Here is a 16689-nt window from a genome sequence, read left to right as displayed (position 1 = left end):
ACATCTTTAAAACTCTTTGAGAAAAAATAAATTGGTACAAAACCTAGTGGCAAAATATACAAAACCCGCTGGCAAGCTACAATTGCAAAAAATACATCCGGTAGGATATTGCGTTTCTACTTTATTGCAAAAATCCTATTCCATTACTTTTATTAACGAATCCCTCATGTCTAAAAACTTTAGAAAAAACAACAAATTACGTAGAATAAAAGAAAAGTGGCTCCCCGGGCCGGATTCGAACCAGCGACCAACCGGTTAACAGCCGGTTGCTCTACCGCTGAGCTACCGGGGAACGGTGCCCAATCATTTAGTTGAAAAGGCTATAGCAAAGCAATACTGATTTGCAAAGGATAAAATTACTTTTTTTAAAAAAATATGATAAATTGTGTAATAAGAGGAAAAAAGGCGAGAGAAGATTTCTACACCTTGACGGATGCGTTGCCTTCCCTTATTGAAACCTTTATGTTTGTTGACGAGGCCTCGTGGCGGAATGGTTACGCAGAGGACTGCAAATCCTTGTATCCCGGTTCGATTCCGGGCGAGGCCTCCAGCCGATTTTAAACGAAACGGCTTTTAGGGGAGATGAGGTATAGGAAAATAGATTATTTCCCTCTATTCTTGTGAAGACACTTTTGTATGAGAGATTATACAGTTAAAATCTAATTGTTGACTGTAGCATCCTTTTTTGTAATGCCCATAGTTTAAGAGATCTTTATCCCTTATTGTCGCTGTTTGGTTTGTTTTTTGTAGGTTAGGAGAAAATATTCGTTATGGTTGCAGATTTTGCTGAGCTTCGTCGCAAAATGGTTGACAATCAAATTCGTACAGTCGATGTAACGGATTTATCAGTTCTTGAAGCCTTTTTAACGGTGTCTCGTGAAGATTTTGTATCGGAAGATATGAAAGTGTTAAGTTATCTTGATACCGATATTGTTCTATGTCCAGAGCAAGATGGGGTTCCTGCACGCTATTTGATGAAACCTGCATCTCTAGCGAAATTACTACAGCTTGCCGCTTTAAAATCATCAGATGTTGTTTTAGATATTGGTGCAAATAGTGGTTATTGTGCAGCGTTGCTTGCAAAACTTGCAGGGTCTGTGATTGCGCTGGAAAGTAATAAATCTCTCTTTGAACGTGCTCTTGAAGCTTTAGAACGTAATCAATGTGATAATGTGGTTGTCGTTCATGGTCCATTAGAGCAAGGTTATGCTGTTGAGGGACCTTATGATGTGATTTTCATTGAGGGATCTGTTGATTTTATTCCTCAAGGTATCTTTGATCAAATGAAAGACTGTGGACGTCTTGTTGTGGTTGAAGGGTATGGAAATGCTGCTGTTGCACAAATCTATATAAAAGAAGATGGGATCATCTCGGCTCGTCGTGCTTTTAATCTTGCTGTAAAGCCTCTTCCTTGTTTTTTCAAAACACCTGGTTTTGTGTTTTAGTGCTTGTTTGTTTTGTGAATAAAAGATAATTTTGTAATTTATTTGGGGTTTGTTATTGTGTGTATTATGTTTAGAATAAACAAGAAGTTTCAGGCATGTTTATTACTGGTGTTGAGTGTTTTTCTATCAGAGACTGTTTGTGCTGAAACATTGATGGATGCCTTTTCTAAGGCTTATAAATATAATGCTAAGTTGAATAGTGAACGTGCAGCTGTGCGTATATCCAGTGATGATGTTGTCATTGCGCGATCAGGGTTATTGCCACAAGTTGAGGGGGTTGGGAACTATGGGCGGAATAAGTCTTTTACAGGTCCTTATGTCACTTCTGGATCTATAGGAGTGAGATTAAATCAAAGATTATTTGATGGTTTTATCACGCAAAATATCTTTTCTTCAGCTCAAGTTAAGTTGCAGGCTCAGCGTGAATATCTTCGTAATGTTGAACAAAATACGTTTCTAGAGGTGGTGACCGCTTATGCTAATGTCTATCACGCACGTCGTGTTGCCGATCTTCGGAGAGAAAATTTGGCAGCTCTTGAGGAACAAGTTCGTTCCAATAAAGCAAAATTTGATGTGGGTGAAGGAGGGCATGTTGATCTTGCTCAAGCTCAAGCTGCACGTTCCGTGGCGGTTTCAGAGCTGAGTCTTGCTCGTTCTGATGTAAAAGCAGCAGAGGCAGTGTATCGACAAGTTATTGGTTCTGATCCTGAAAAGTTAAAACGCCCACCTCTAGCCAATGATTTTCCTGTCAACCTTGATATGGCTTACCAAATGAGCGTTGTGATGCATCCAGCAATCCTTTATGCTAAATATTTAGTTGATGCGAGTGTTTATAATGTAAAGGCGAAAGAAGGGGCATTGCTCCCTAAAGTTGATTTTTCTGCAACAGCATCTTATAATCGAATCTACAGCGGGGTTGGAGAGGATGGCGTTTCTAAATCGATAGGATTGTCAGTAAGTGTCCCAATCTTTGAAGGAGGGCGTACGTCTGCGCAAATTCGCCAATCAAGGGAACAGCTTGGACAGGCGCAGCTTCAACTCGATTTGGCGCATAGTAATACGAGGCAAGCACTGACTTCTGCTTGGTTTCAGTTGGAGGGTGCACGCTCATCTGTTATTGCTTACCGTGAAAGTGTTCGTGCTGCTGAAATTGCTCTGAAAGGTCGTGTTCAAGAAAATCGCGTAGGGCAAGCAACGACGCTGGATGTTTTAAATTCTCGTACTCTATTGATTAATGCTCAGATTGCGCTTGCAATGGCGGAGCGTAATGCTGTTGTGGCGAGCTATAGTGTTCAATCTTCTATTGGTAAATTGACTGCAAGTTATTTAGGTTTAAAAACAATTAAATATATCCGATAATGTATGAAAGTATCTCTTTAATCTTAAATTATTTTAGTTTTTAAAAGATTAGTAAATCAACAGTTGAATATGTTAAAAAATATTGCGGCGAGATATTATCTTTATAAAGTGTAGAAAACTGTGTGTAGCGCCCTCTTTATGACAAGCATATTTGAAAATATCGTGGGAGGCATGTTGATCTTATAATTCTTTTGCATACACTGAAAATATGATTCTATTTGTTGTTGCGTCTTTGAGAGGTTGTAAAGTATGGTACAGAGTTCAAGCGTGTTACGTGAGCCAAGTATGGATGAAATTTTAACATCTATTCGTGAAATAATCGAAGAAAATGCGGTTCAATCTGATCACTTTTTAAATGAAGATGTTGCAGTGAATGCTTCAGAAGTTGCATCAGAGAGTATTTATGATACAGCCTTATCGGTTGATGATGCTATGAAAGCTTTAGCTGATCGTATTGGTCTTTCTTCTGAAAATCAAGGGGGGAAGATAACGCGAGAGAAAGAGGATATAGAGGCGGAAAATAATACAGTTGGTATGGATATGCAAAAGATGAAGCTTTCTTCTGAAGAACGGAATTCTGTTTATAAAGCAAAAGAATATGAAGATGAGATAAGGAAATCACATTCAGACGCAGGAAGGGATGGTCATGTGGAATTGTCTGCATATTGTATTTCTTCTGCAGAAAAGATTGCAAAGGATGTGTTGCGTCCCGCTATAGCAGAATGGTTACAGTCTAAATTGCCTATTTTGCTGGAAGATATTTTGCGTGAAGAGATTGTAAAGGCGATTAAAAAATCGTCTTAATTATTTTTATGTTTTTCATTTTATGGGGATTTTGTTTGCGATTTTGCGAGCTCTCTAGTGAATGGCTGAGATTCACGAGATTATGATCAGGTTTTGAACATATATTGTGTTTTTCAGCGGCGTTATGGATGGATAGAATGTTAGAAAAAAACTATGATGCTTCCTCTATAGAGCAACGGGTTGCAAAGAGATGGGAGACTCGTGGGGCTTTTAAAGCGGGAGCTGGTTCTAAAAGCGATGCAGAACCTTTTTGCGTTATGCTTCCACCTCCTAATGTTACAGGCTCACTTCATATGGGGCATGCGCTCAATACGACAATTCAAGATATAATAGTTAGATTTCAGCGGATGCGTGGCAAAAATGTGTTGTGGCAGCCTGGTATGGATCATGCTGGGATTGCTACACAAATGGTTGTGGAGCGTCAACTTGCAGAACGTCAAGAGCCAACGCGTCAAGAAATGGGGAGAGAAAAGTTTATTGAGCGTATTTGGGAATGGCGTTATGAAACTGGAGGCGTTATTGCAAACCAGTTGCGTCGCCTTGGGGTTTCATGTGATTGGTCGCGTGAGCGGTTTACAATGGATGAGGGGTTGTCGCAGGCGGTTCGTGAAGTCTTTGTCACGCTTTATAAGCAAGGGTTGATATATAGGGATAAGCGCCTCGTTAATTGGGATCCTAAATTGTTGACAGCTATTTCAGATCTTGAAGTTGAGCAAAAAGAAGTTCAAGGACATTTGTGGCACTTTAGATATCCACTTGAAGGTAAAACTTTTGATCCAAATGATGCTACAACTTTTATAATAGTGGCGACAACACGACCAGAAACAATGCTTGGTGATACAGGAATTGCTGTTAATCCTGAAGATGAGCGTTATAAAAATCTTATCGGTAAAAATGCTCTTTTGCCGCTTGTTGGTCGTAGGTTATTAATTGTGGGTGATAGCCATGCTGATCCTGAGGCTGGAAGTGGTGCTGTAAAAATCACACCAGCTCATGACTTTAATGACTTTGAAGTAGGACAGCGTAATCATTTACGCTTGATCAATATTTTTACCCAAAAAGCCGAAATTTTTCTTCGTGAAAATGAAGAATTTTTCGATGGTTTGATTTTATCAGATGAATTAAAAATGTTAGTAGAAAATCTCGATAAATCTGATCGTTTTGTTGCTCGCCAGAAGATTATTTCTTTGATGGAAGAACAGGGATATTTAGCTTCTGTTGATGATCATACCCATATGGTTCCTCATGGAGATCGCAGTGGTGTCCCTATTGAGCCTTTTTTGACAGATCAATGGTATGTTCATGCTGCTGAATTAGCAAAGCCAGCGATAGAGGCTGTTCAACAAGGAAAAACGCAGTTTGTTCCCGATAACTGGAAAAAGACTTACTTCAATTGGATGCAGAATATTCAACCTTGGTGCATTTCTCGCCAATTATGGTGGGGACATCAGATTCCTGCTTGGTATGGTCCTGATGGAACGGTTTTTGTTGAAAAAAGTGAAAAAGAGGCTTTAGATTCAGCTTTTGCTCATTATGGTGAGGTTGTTGACTTAATCCGTGATCCGGATGTTTTAGATACGTGGTTTTCATCAGCTCTTTGGCCTTTTTCAACATTAGGATGGCCAAATAAAACGACTGAATTATCTACTTTTTACCCAACATCTTTATCTGTGACAGGATTTGATATTATTTTTTTCTGGGTTGCTCGTATGATGATGATGGGACTTCACTTTATGGGTGACGTTCCTTTCCCAACGGTTTATGTGCATGCTCTTGTGCGGGATCAAAAGGGCGCAAAGATGTCAAAATCAAAGGGAAATATTATTGATCCCTTAGAGCTTATTGATCAATATAGTGCTGATGCACTTCGATTTACTTTAGCTATTATGGCAGCACAAGGTCGTGATGTAAAACTTGATGTTTCCCGTATTGCTGGTTATCGTAATTTTGCTACGAAATTGTGGAATGCTACCCGATTTGCACAGATGAATGGTGTGAAGCATGATCCAGCTTTTAAACCAGAACAAGCAAAACTGGCGCTTAATCGTTGGATTTTAACAGAGTTATCTAAAACAATTTCAGCAGTTACGACTGGTATTGAACACTATAAATTTAATGAGTCAGCTGCCACTCTTTACCGTTTCATTTGGAATACATTATGTGATTGGTATTTGGAGCTTCTCAAACCTATTTTTCAGGGGGAAAATGAAGATGCTAAAAATGAGGCTCAAGCTTGTACTGCTTGGGTTTTAGATGAAGTTTATAAACTTCTTCATCCTTTTATGCCTTATATGACGGAAGAGTTGTGGTCTCTTACAGAAACGCAAGCCATCAAGCGTGAGGATATGCTCGCATTGACAAAATGGCCAGAGGAAACATTGATAGATGAAGAAGCTGCTGATGATATTAATTGGCTTATTGATGTCGTCACGGGGATTCGGTCTGTACGTTTTGAAATGAATATTCCAGTGGCGACACAAGCACCTCTTGTTGTTGTTGAAGGAGGGGAAGTAACACGAGAGCGTGTGAAGCGTTATGATGCACTTCTTAAAAAATTAGCGCGTATTGAAGTTATTGATTTCTCTGATAAAGTTCCGGAAGTATCAGCACAAATGATTTTGGGAGAGGCTGTTTTTTGTTTACCATTAGGACAGTTGATTGATTTGGAGGCTGAACGTGTTCGTTTGAGGAAGGATGTCAGTAAAATTGAACAAGATATTGAAAAAATATCGCTTAAGTTAAACAACCCCAAATTTATAGCAAATGCAAAAGCAGAAATTGTTGAGCGTGAGCGGAACAGGGTTGTAGAACTGCGTGCAGCGCAGAAGAAAATATTTGTTGCTTTAGAGCGGTTAGATTGATTTCAACTTTTTCTTTTGTTAGTTTTTCATGAACGATCATAAAATCTCTACTGAAATCCATTGTTTTATGTTTATCATTAAAGAGACATCTTTTAAGGCGTCCAAGCCTATTCCACGACGTAGATCATGAATGGTATAACAACGGTAAATCCATTGGGCTTCCCTTCTTTATGCTTGTGAAGTAACAAGCGCCGGCACCATTCTGTCCAATCCGGATAGCCCTTGGCACTTAAGACCGTTCATAAGAGGCATTTTTAGTTCTTTCTTACACAGAGTTTTTATCCACATAGCTTTCTCTGCTTGTAATGTGCAAGCGGATGATTTTGATTGATTTAACATGGAGCACGTTTGGAATGAGAGAATCTTACGATATTCGAGGGCCTCATTCAACATGCAAAAAGGAAAATTATAATTATAAATCAATTTCTTGCTTTATTACTGTAAAATATCATCATTTAGAGTAGCAATATAAGGTATGTAAAATTACACATGTGGTATTTTTTTGTATGAGTGGTGAGTATTCTAAGGTGGAACTTGTGTGTAAAGTATGAAGTAACCCCATGTGAAATGATGTCAGGTGCAATCCGTTAAATAAAAAGCTGTATTGTTTATAGATTGACGGAGACAAAAAACTTCATCCTTAAGGTGGTAAGGCAGTCGTGAAGTTATAAGTTAATTATCATCATTATATTTATCCATCTTTCGTATTGTTTTTTATACTTAAACGCTTACCATTCATCATGTATTCTCTTCGTTCTCAAGTTGTTGTTTAATGCACGTTATTTTATTGAACGATTTTTGCTCATACGTATAAAATTTTAAGATCGATAAATCTTAGAATGTTAAAGGATGTGTTACAAAATATAGAATGATGATTTATATTTAAAAATCAATTTGTTATATATAAAAATGGATACTTAATTTTATCGAACATTTTGGATGGTTTTTATCTATTTGTTTTTTCTTTTAAAATTTTTACTTTAAAATTGCGTATGCTTCTTACTAAGAAAAAGAGTTTAAATATCTACAAAGAAATTCGTAACAGATATAATCATTAAAATTGAGGTAGGGGGAAATGGTTAATAGGTTTCAGATATGGAAAAAGGTCACGATTGTTGTGATTTTAGGGGGATTCTTTTCGACTGTTTATGTAATAGATGTCAATAGCTTGCAAGAAGCGAATGATGGTTCGTTTTATTTTTTAAAACGTGGCATGTCTGCTTATAAAAATGGGCATATAAATCAGGCTATTGCAGCATTACGTTGTGCAGCTAAGAGAGGCCATATTGGTGCGAATTGGAAACTTGGCTCTATCTATGCAAACGGTGATGGTGTCTCTAAAAATGATTATAAGGCATATAATTTTTTTGCATATATTGTTGAAAAAGGTGCTGATCTTGGTTCAGAGGATGAAAGTTATGTTTCTGACGCATTGGTTAAACTTGCGGGATATATAAAAAAAGGTATTCCTCAATCACCTGTGAAACCTGATCCTTCTTATGCTGCTCATCTTTATATGCAGGCTGCGGTAAACTATGGAAATCCTAAAGCTCAGTATCATTTAGGAAAAATATTTTTAAAGGGAGAGGGAAGGGAGAAAAATCTTATACAAGCAGCACGATGGTTTCAACTTTCAGCAAAAAAAGGAAATCCTTCCGCCCAAGCAATGCTTGGAAATATACTGCTTAAAGAAGGAAAAATTGTCCGTGAGGCAGCAATGTTAACTGCTGCCTATGAAAAAGCTAACGTAAAAGACAAAAATTGGATTCACCCTTTGCAAGAAGAGGCTTTTGCTCTTTGTAATGAATCTGAGAGACGTACAGCAATTTCACTGGTTGCTGAGATTTTAAAGAATAACAGTTTTTAAACATCTGATTGTAATATTTTTACATTCTCTCATCTTATATTAAACTCTGTTTCCTTGTATACAAGTTCATAGTAAAGATAGCTTTTTTTGATAATCTAACGGCTAATGACTTAGGATTTTAGACAAAAATTCTTGCGTTCTCGGTTTTCTTGCTTGCGGATCAGAAAAGAACTCTTTAGATGAGCAGTCTTCAAGAATTGTTCCTTGATCTATGAAAATAACACGCTCCGAGACTTTTTGTGCAAATCCCATTTCATGGGTTACACAAATCATCGTCATACCTTCTTCTGCTAAGCTAATCATGACATCGAGTACTTCACCTACCATTTCAGGATCTAGAGCAGATGTTGGTTCATCAAAAAGCATGACAAGTGGATCCATAGTTAAGGCACGTGCAATAGCAACACGTTGTTGTTGCCCTCCAGAAAGTTGACCAGGATATTTATCTTTGTGTTCAATGAGTCCAACGCGTTCAAGATATAACAATCCACGTTCAAGTGCTTCTTTTTTGCTTCGTTTTAGGACTTTGATTTGTGCAATTGTCAAATTTTCTGTGACAGATAAATGGGGAAAAAGCTCGAAGTGTTGAAACACCATTCCTACCTGACTTCGCAATTTAGGCAGATTCGTTTTTTTTGAATGAACTGGTATTCCATTAATCCAAATTTCACCTTTTTGAAAAGGGACGAGAGCGTTAATAGTTTTAATGAGTGTTGACTTTCCGGAGCCTGATGGACCACAAACGACAACGACTTCTCCTTTATTAATGTTGGTTGTACAGTTTTTAAGGACTTTAATTTCGCCATACCAATTAGAAACATTTTTTATTTCGATCATATGAGTAGACATTTTTTTTCCTGTTAGCGAATAATGGATACTTTTTTTTGTAAATACAAAACTATTTGTGACAGTGTAAAACAGATAACAAAATAGAAAATAGCTGCTAAGATATAAGCTTCTTGCTTTACACCAAAATTATTAGCAGCAATATCAAAACCATTCAAAAGGCTATGACCACTGATGGCATAAACAAGGGTTGTATCCTGAAAAAGGATAATAACTTGTGTTAAAAAGACTGGAAGCATATCTCTAAAGGCTTGAGGAAGAATGACAATGTACATACTTTGCCAATATGTCATTCCAAGAGCTTGTCCTGCATATTTTTGTCCTTGCGGAACTGAATTGATTCCAGCACGCATAATCTCAGCAAAATAAGCCGTTTCAAATGCGGTAAAGGTAATGAGTGCTGATTTATTTGCACCGATGGATATACCGGTTAAAAAAGGCAGAAGCACGAAAAACCATAAGATAACCATCACAAGTGGTATTGAACGCATAGCTGTTATGTAACCTATTGCAAACCAAGAAAGAAGTTTTATGGAAGAAAGGCGCATCATTGCTAAAAGCGTACCGAAAACAAACCCCAACACCGTTGCAAAAAGAGTTAGAAAAACGCTAAAGAGTAAACCTGATAAAATGTAAGAACGAAATACATCAAAGGTAAAAAAGGAAAAATCAAAGTCGGAAAAATTGAAAGGAGAATAAAGTCCAAACTGAGAGCTTATGAAATTCATCATATTCAATTTCCCTTTGTTTGAAAATTAGGAATTTTGAGTATTTGTTCAATGACTGTCATCACAATGAATACGAATAAGGCTATTAGAATATAAAGAGCCGTAACAAGTAAATAATTTTCGTAAACATGGCTTACCTCTTCAATTGCTTGGTATTGAAATTGCATGAGCTCATTTATTGAAACGGCGAATGCTATAGACGAATTTTTCACAATGCCCATTGCTTCTGAAGTAAGAGGTGGCATAATTGCACGTATAGCACGTGGTAGTATAATATAGCGATAACTTTGATAAGTTGTAAACCCCATTGCCATAGCAGCATAGCGTTGTCCAGAAGGAATCGCTTCAATGCCTGAACGAACCTGTTCTGCAATGCGTGCAGATGTAAAGAATCCCAATGCGCATGTTATTAAGAGAATGGGGGAAAATTTCATCGCTGGTGGATAAATCTTCGGAACAACAAAATACCACAAAAACACTTGTACAAGGAGGGGAATATTACGCATAATCTCTACCCAAATAGTACCGATAGTGCGAAATATATAATTGGTTATGGATGTTTTAGGTAAAGTGCGCATTGTTCCTATAACAACACCACACAATACAGCTAATATAAGTGAAGTGATAGACAATATAACCGTATTTTTAAAGCCATCGAGAAGTGTATCTAAATAGGTATGGCTCACGCCGGGAGTCCCCAAGCATCCTGTTACCAATGTTTGAGTAAGGTCATCTCTACAAAGGAAAGAAAAGTCCATTAATTGATATTCCCTCAAATTAGTCATTCACAAATAGGGCAATAAACCAAGCGCATCTACATAGGCCAAATTTATTTAAAAGTGAATTAAAATATAAACCACACTCAATTTCAAAAGAGTGTGGTTCTTTTTTATTAAATTCTATAAATCTTTTTCTGCGTAGCTTTCTCGAGGTTTATTATTTGGGTGATCCCAAGCATATCTTGTTTGTTTTGACAAGGGAAGGTTCATAACAGTGTTAGCAGGTGGGATCGGTTTCATAAACCACTTATTATAAAGCTTTTCCAGTGATTCATCTTTAATCTGACGTACGATACTATCGTTGATTGTTTGTTCAAATTTTTTGTCATTTAATCTGAGCATACAGGCAATAGGTTCGACTGAAAGTACAGTATCAAGAATGACATAATCAGATGGATTCTTTGATTTAGCAATATGTCCAGCAAGAATTGAAGCATCCATGACAAAAGCATCTGCCTTACCAGATTCTAATAACAAAAAACTATCTCCGTGATCTTTCCCCTTTAAAACTTTAAACTGAATGTTTTTTGCACGTTTATTTTTACGAATAAGTTGAACAGATGTTGTACCGGTGGTCGTTGCAACTGTTTTTCCATTTAAATCCTCAAGAGATTTAATGTTAGAGTTTTTCTTTACAGCAATCCGAACCTCCTCAATGTATGTCGTATAAGCAAATGCTGCTTCTTTACTGCGGGCAAGATCATGTGTTGTTGAGCCGCACTCAAAATCATAGGTTTTATTTTTTAAGAGAGGAATTCTATTTTGAGAAGTGATGGGAAGATAATGAATTTTAATTGGTTTACCAATTTTTTTTGAGATATCATCAATGATCCGTTCTGCCATTTCTGTATGAAAACCTACATATTTATTATTACCAAGGGCGTAGGCTAAACCAGATGATTCACGGACACCTAAAGTAATTTCCCCTGTTCGTTTTATTTTTTCAAGAGTATCATGTTCAGCATGTGCGAAACTTGAGAATCCAATGGCCGTTGCTGCAATAAGCATTAACAATGATTTCTTCATTTATGTCCTCCATTCATTTATTTTTATTTTAGTTGCTTAAGATATACTGTTTATATGCTGTAGCATAGTTATTATTTTTGAGTGGATTTTTTTTGTTGTCTCATGAAATGAGGATTGTACTTTCTTAATTGATATTAAGGTGAATCCAAACAGGAACGTGGTCGGATGGTTTTTGATATCCCCTTACTTCTGCTTGGCTATGAGCGCAAATTAGTTGATCAACAGCTTCTGGTGATAATAATAAATGATCAATGCGAATCCCATTATTCTTAGGCCAAGCACCTGCTTGAAAATCCCAAAAACTGAAGGAGGGAGTATCGGTGACATTCCGGATAGCATCATAAAAACCTAAATGAAGAATACGTTGGAATGCTTTTCTTGTTTCTCCAAGAAATAAGGCATCTTGATACCATTCTTGAGGTTTTTTTGCATCTAATGGAGCGGGGATGACATTATAATCACCCGCTAGAATAAGGGGTTCTTCATACGCAAGCAATGATTTTGCATGTGTATATAATCTTTCCATCCATTCTATCTTATAGGAATATTTTTCACTCTCAATAGGATTCCCATTTGGCAAATAGAGAGATGCAACACGAACAACACCTTTGTTTGTTGAATAAACTGCTTCAATGTAACGTGTTTGTTTATCATTATCATTGCCTGGTAATCGACGGATCACTTCATCTGGTGTTTTTTTAGAGAGAATCGCAACGCCATTAAAACTTTTTTGTCCGTGTGTTTCTATATGGTAACCTAAACTTTCAATTGCATCGCGTGGAAAATTTTCATCAATACTTTTAATTTCCTGTAAACAGACTATGTCCGGCTGGCTTTGCTGCAGCCATTGACATAATGTTTCATGTCGTGCTTTTATCCCGGCAATATTCCACGTTGCTATTTTCATGGCGCTCATCATTAGATATCAAATATGCAATTCAATTTACTGCTCAATTTACTGCATTTATGTTTTGCTACAGTCATATCGCTACTTTTTTATTTATAGGGATATTACTTATGGTAAATTGATTTATCAAGAGTAGCGGTAAAAGCAAATTTAAAGCTTTAAAATTTAATTTATTTTCATTTTTAAAAACTTTCTGCTGTTTAGTTCTTGACGAATGTACGTGTTCTCGCTATTAGAGATGGATATAGCCGATGTGGGTGTAATCAGGTGCTTTGGATATGAACCGGAAGATTATTCACAGGTGTTAAGAAGATTAAAAGTAAATCCTAGTGCAAAAGGCTACTGCCTTCTCTGCTTATGGTCGGGTAAACTGTTTTTTGCAGGTGTGCCCGATTTTGTGTGTAGACTTAAATATCTGTTCCGATTCTGTTGGGGTGGATGGAAATGAAAATAGAAAAGCCCGATTGGGTGAGAAGAATATAGATCAAAAAGAGGAAGGTTGCATGCCTACCGTAAACCAGTTGATTCGTAAGCCGCGTGTGGCGCCAGTTAAACGTAATAAGGTTCCTGCTCTGCAGTCGAATCCGCAGAAGCGTGGTGTTTGTACGCGTGTTTATACAACAACGCCGAAGAAACCTAATTCTGCTCTTCGTAAAGTTGCTAAAATTCGCTTGACGAATGGATTTGAGGTGATTGGTTATATTCCTGGAGAGGGACATAATCTTCAAGAGCACTCTGTTGTGATGATTCGTGGTGGTCGTGTAAAAGATTTGCCAGGAGTTCGTTATCACATTATTCGTGGTTTGCTTGATACCCAGGGTGTCAAGAATCGTAAACAGCGTCGTTCAAAGTATGGCGCAAAGCGTCCAAAATAATATTGAGAGACAAAGCCAATGTCCCGTCGTCATAGAGCAGAAAAGCGTGAGATTAATCCAGATCCAAAATTTGGTGATTTGGTTATTATGAAATTTATGAATGCCATTATGTTTGATGGTAAAAAATCAGTTGCAGAGCGTATTGTTTATGGTGCACTCGATTCTGTAGAAAAAAGAGTAAAAACAGATCCTGTGGCTCTATTTCATCGGGCCTTAGAGAATGTTGCTCCTCATATTGAGGTTCGTTCACGCCGTGTTGGTGGTGCTACTTATCAAGTTCCGATTGATGTTCGTCCTGATCGTCGTCAGGCTCTTGCTATTCGTTGGTTGATTGCGGCGGCGCGTGGTCGAAATGAAACGACGATGGTTGAGCGTTTATCTGGTGAATTGATGGATGCGGCTAATAATCGTGGTTCTGCCGTGAAAAAGCGTGAAGATGTTCATCGTATGGCTGAAGCTAATCGTGCTTTTTCTCACTATCGCTGGTAGAAGTTTTAAACAAGGCAAATATAATGGCTCGCGAATATAAAATTGAAGATTATCGTAATTTTGGTATTATGGCGCATATTGATGCTGGTAAGACTACGATGACTGAACGTATTCTGTTCTATACCGGTAAGAATCATAAAATTGGCGAGACCCATGATGGTGCTTCTACGATGGATTGGATGGAGCAGGAGCAGGAGCGCGGTATTACGATTACGTCTGCTGCAACAACGACGTTTTGGGAAGGGCAGGACGGTCGGAAGCGTCGCTTTAATATTATTGATACGCCAGGGCACGTTGATTTTACCATTGAAGTTGAGCGCTCTTTGCGTGTTCTTGATGGCGCAATAGCTTTGTTGGATGCAAATGCTGGTGTGGAGCCTCAGACGGAAACTGTTTGGCGGCAAGCTGAGAAATATCGCGTGCCTCGTATGGTTTTTGTTAATAAAATGGACAAAATAGGAGCTGACTTTTATCGTAGTGTGGAGATGGTTGGTTCTCGGTTGGGTGCTAAAGCGCTTGTTTTGCAGTTGCCGATTGGCGCTGAAAATGATTTTGAAGGTGTTGTTGATCTTGTAGAAATGAAGGCTTTAAAGTGGGATGGTTCTATTGGTGCCTCGGCGGTGATAAGTGAAATTCCCTCTGATTTAAAGGAGAAAGCTGAAGAATATCGCGAGAAATTGATTGAGATGGCTGTGGAGGTTGATGAAGCAGCGACAGAGGCTTATTTAGAGGGTGTTATGCCAACCAACGAGCAGCTTGTTTCTCTCATTCGTAGGGGGACAGTAGAAGTTCAGTTTCATCCGGTTCTTTGTGGTACGGCTTTTAAAAACAAGGGGGTGCAGCCACTTTTGGATGCTGTTGTTTCCTATCTTCCTTCTCCAGTTGATATTCCGGCGATTAAGGGTATTGATGTAAAGACTGAGGCTGAGACGACACGCGAATCTTCTGATGATGCTCCGCTATCTATGCTTGCTTTTAAAATTATGAATGATCCTTTTGTTGGTTCATTGACGTTTTGTCGTATTTACTCAGGTAAAGTTCAGAAAGGTATTTCTCTTGAGAATACTGTGAAAAAGAAGAAAGAGCGTTTGGGGCGTATGCTTCAAATGCATTCAAATTCTCGTGAGGATATTGAAGAAGCTTTTGCTGGTGATATTGTTGCTCTTGCAGGACTTAAGGAGACGACAACAGGGGATACTCTTTGTGATCCTTTGAAGCCTGTTATTTTGGAGAGGATGGAATTTCCAGAGCCTGTTATTGAGATTGCAATTGAACCGAAAACAAAAGCAGATCAAGAAAAAATGGGTATTGCTCTTAACCGTCTAGCGGCCGAAGATCCTTCATTTCGTGTTAAATCGGATGAGGAATCTGGTCAGACTATTATAGCTGGAATGGGTGAGCTTCATCTTGATATTATTGTTGACCGTATGCGGCGTGAGTTTAAGGTTGAAGCAAATGTTGGGCAGCCTCAAGTTGCTTATCGTGAGTCAATTACTAAAATGGCGGAAATTGATTATACGCATAAGAAGCAATCGGGTGGTGCCGGTCAATTTGCTCGTGTGAAAATTGTTTTTGAGCCTCATGATGGTGATGACTTTATTTTTGAGTCAAAGATTGTTGGTGGTGCTGTTCCTAAAGAATATATTCCCGGCGTCCAAAAGGGGATTGAGAGTGTTATGGGGTCAGGTCCTCTTGCGGGCTTTCCTATGCTTGGTGTAAAAGCGACTCTCATTGATGGTGGTTATCACGATGTTGATTCTTCGGTTTTGGCTTTTGAGATTGCGGCTCGTGCGGCTTTTCGTGATGGGGCAAAGAAGGCTGGTGCACAGCTTCTTGAACCGATCATGAAGGTGGAAGTTGTTACACCAGATGATTATGTTGGTGATGTTATTGGTGATCTCAATTCTCGTCGGGGACAGATTTCAGGAACTGAAGCGCGCGGCATTGCAACGGTTGTGAATGCAATGGTTCCTTTGGCGAATATGTTTGGTTATGTGAATACTCTTCGCTCTATGAGTCAGGGGCGTGCGCAGTATACAATGCAGTTTGATCATTACGAGCCTGTACCTTCGGCTGTTGCTTTGGAGATTCAAAAGAAATACGCGTAATTTCAGGTTGGTAATTAATTTTTAACTTAGTCCTTGGCTTGGACGGAAAATGGAGAGCTCAAATGGCGAAGAGCAAGTTTGAACGAACAAAACCGNAATGGCGAAGAGCAAGTTTGAACGAACAAAACCGCATGTTAATATTGGTACGATTGGTCACGTTGATCATGGGAAGACCTCGTTGACAGCAGCGATTACGAAATATTTTGGTGAATTTAAAGCCTATGACCAAATTGATGCTGCGCCAGAGGAGCGCGCACGTGGAATTACTATTTCTACAGCACACGTTGAGTATGAAACGGAAAATCGTCACTATGCGCACGTTGATTGTCCGGGACACGCTGATTATGTGAAAAACATGATCACAGGGGCAGCACAGATGGATGGTGCTATTTTGGTTGTTTCAGCAGCTGATGGTCCAATGCCTCAGACACGTGAGCATATTTTGCTTGCGCGTCAGGTTGGTGTTCCAGCAATTGTTGTTTTTCTTAATAAAGTTGATCAGGTTGATGATGCAGAACTTTTGGAGCTTGTAGAGCTTGAGGTTCGGGAACTTTTATCCAAGTATGATTTCCCAGGTGATGATATACCAATTGTT

14 protein-coding genes and 2 tRNA genes are annotated in these 16689 nt (G+C 38.4%); 10 read left to right on the top strand and 6 right to left on the bottom strand.

Going from position 1 to position 16689, the window contains the following annotated elements; genetic code table 11:
- Positions 1 to 217: 217 nt before the first annotated feature.
- Positions 218 to 292 (bottom strand) — tRNA-Asn (locus tag ACFIK7_RS02475).
- A gap of 184 nt (positions 293 to 476) precedes the next feature.
- Here ACFIK7_RS02475 and ACFIK7_RS02470 point away from each other — a divergent pair.
- From ACFIK7_RS02470 to ACFIK7_RS02445, 6 genes are all read left to right on the top strand, one after another.
- Positions 477 to 550: transfer RNA gene (locus ACFIK7_RS02470), tRNA-Cys, on the top strand.
- A gap of 220 nt (positions 551 to 770) precedes the next feature.
- On the top strand, positions 771 to 1445 hold the full coding sequence (locus ACFIK7_RS02465; RefSeq protein ID WP_273791442.1) for a protein-L-isoaspartate O-methyltransferase: 675 nt from the start codon (positions 771 to 773) through the stop codon (positions 1443 to 1445).
- 66 nt (positions 1446 to 1511) lie between these two features.
- Complete coding sequence (locus ACFIK7_RS02460; protein ID WP_375662870.1) at positions 1512 to 2804, top strand: TolC family outer membrane protein; 1293 nt, start codon at positions 1512 to 1514, stop codon at positions 2802 to 2804.
- Positions 2805 to 3053: 249 nt separating this feature from the next.
- Positions 3054 to 3608, top strand: a complete 555-nt coding sequence (locus ACFIK7_RS02455) for a DUF2497 domain-containing protein (RefSeq protein ID WP_375662869.1) — start codon at positions 3054 to 3056, stop codon at positions 3606 to 3608.
- A gap of 137 nt (positions 3609 to 3745) precedes the next feature.
- The gene (locus ACFIK7_RS02450; RefSeq protein ID WP_375662871.1) at positions 3746 to 6469 is read left to right on the top strand and encodes a valine--tRNA ligase; all 2724 of its coding nucleotides are present in this window, start codon (positions 3746 to 3748) and stop codon (positions 6467 to 6469) included.
- 1075 nt (positions 6470 to 7544) lie between these two features.
- The gene (locus ACFIK7_RS02445) at positions 7545 to 8336 is read left to right on the top strand and encodes a tetratricopeptide repeat protein (protein ID WP_375662868.1); all 792 of its coding nucleotides are present in this window, start codon (positions 7545 to 7547) and stop codon (positions 8334 to 8336) included.
- Between the two features lie 102 nt (positions 8337 to 8438).
- On the opposite strand, the gene ACFIK7_RS02440 is transcribed toward ACFIK7_RS02445, so the two are convergent.
- The 5 genes from ACFIK7_RS02440 to xth form a co-directional block, all read right to left on the bottom strand.
- Positions 8439 to 9185, bottom strand: a complete 747-nt coding sequence (locus ACFIK7_RS02440) for an amino acid ABC transporter ATP-binding protein (protein ID WP_273791447.1) — start codon at positions 9183 to 9185, stop codon at positions 8439 to 8441.
- A gap of 11 nt (positions 9186 to 9196) precedes the next feature.
- Positions 9197 to 9913 (bottom strand): amino acid ABC transporter permease, encoded by a 717-nt coding sequence (locus ACFIK7_RS02435; protein ID WP_273791448.1) that lies wholly within the window; start codon positions 9911 to 9913, stop codon positions 9197 to 9199.
- Between the two features lie 2 nt (positions 9914 to 9915).
- Complete coding sequence (locus ACFIK7_RS02430; protein ID WP_273791449.1) at positions 9916 to 10668, bottom strand: amino acid ABC transporter permease; 753 nt, start codon at positions 10666 to 10668, stop codon at positions 9916 to 9918.
- A gap of 141 nt (positions 10669 to 10809) precedes the next feature.
- Complete coding sequence (locus ACFIK7_RS02425) at positions 10810 to 11715, bottom strand: transporter substrate-binding domain-containing protein (RefSeq protein WP_375631472.1); 906 nt, start codon at positions 11713 to 11715, stop codon at positions 10810 to 10812.
- A 124-nt stretch (positions 11716 to 11839) separates the two neighbouring features.
- Positions 11840 to 12622, bottom strand: a complete 783-nt coding sequence (xth, locus tag ACFIK7_RS02420) for an exodeoxyribonuclease III (RefSeq protein WP_273791451.1) — start codon at positions 12620 to 12622, stop codon at positions 11840 to 11842.
- 503 nt (positions 12623 to 13125) lie between these two features.
- On the opposite strand from xth, the gene rpsL reads away from it, so the two are divergent.
- From rpsL to ACFIK7_RS02400, 4 genes are all read left to right on the top strand, one after another.
- Positions 13126 to 13497: a 30S ribosomal protein S12 gene (rpsL, locus tag ACFIK7_RS02415; RefSeq protein ID WP_005773262.1), complete on the top strand. Its 372-nt coding sequence runs from the start codon at positions 13126 to 13128 to the stop codon at positions 13495 to 13497.
- An 18-nt stretch (positions 13498 to 13515) separates the two neighbouring features.
- A complete protein-coding gene (gene rpsG / locus ACFIK7_RS02410; protein ID WP_273791452.1) occupies positions 13516 to 13986 on the top strand; it encodes a 30S ribosomal protein S7 in 471 nt (156 codons plus the stop codon).
- 23 nt (positions 13987 to 14009) lie between these two features.
- The gene (fusA, locus tag ACFIK7_RS02405; RefSeq protein WP_273791453.1) at positions 14010 to 16094 is read left to right on the top strand and encodes an elongation factor G; all 2085 of its coding nucleotides are present in this window, start codon (positions 14010 to 14012) and stop codon (positions 16092 to 16094) included.
- 97 nt (positions 16095 to 16191) lie between these two features.
- Positions 16192 to 16689, top strand: a 498-nt coding sequence (locus ACFIK7_RS02400; RefSeq protein ID WP_375662867.1) for a GTP-binding protein, incomplete at its 3' end; no start/stop codon positions are given.

The organism is Bartonella sp. CL266QHHD, assembly GCF_042195355.1.
Taxonomy (GTDB): Bacteria; Pseudomonadota; Alphaproteobacteria; order Rhizobiales; family Rhizobiaceae; genus Bartonella.
Note: the sequence above shows the minus strand (reverse complement) of the source record. Positions and strands in the feature narration are given on the sequence as shown.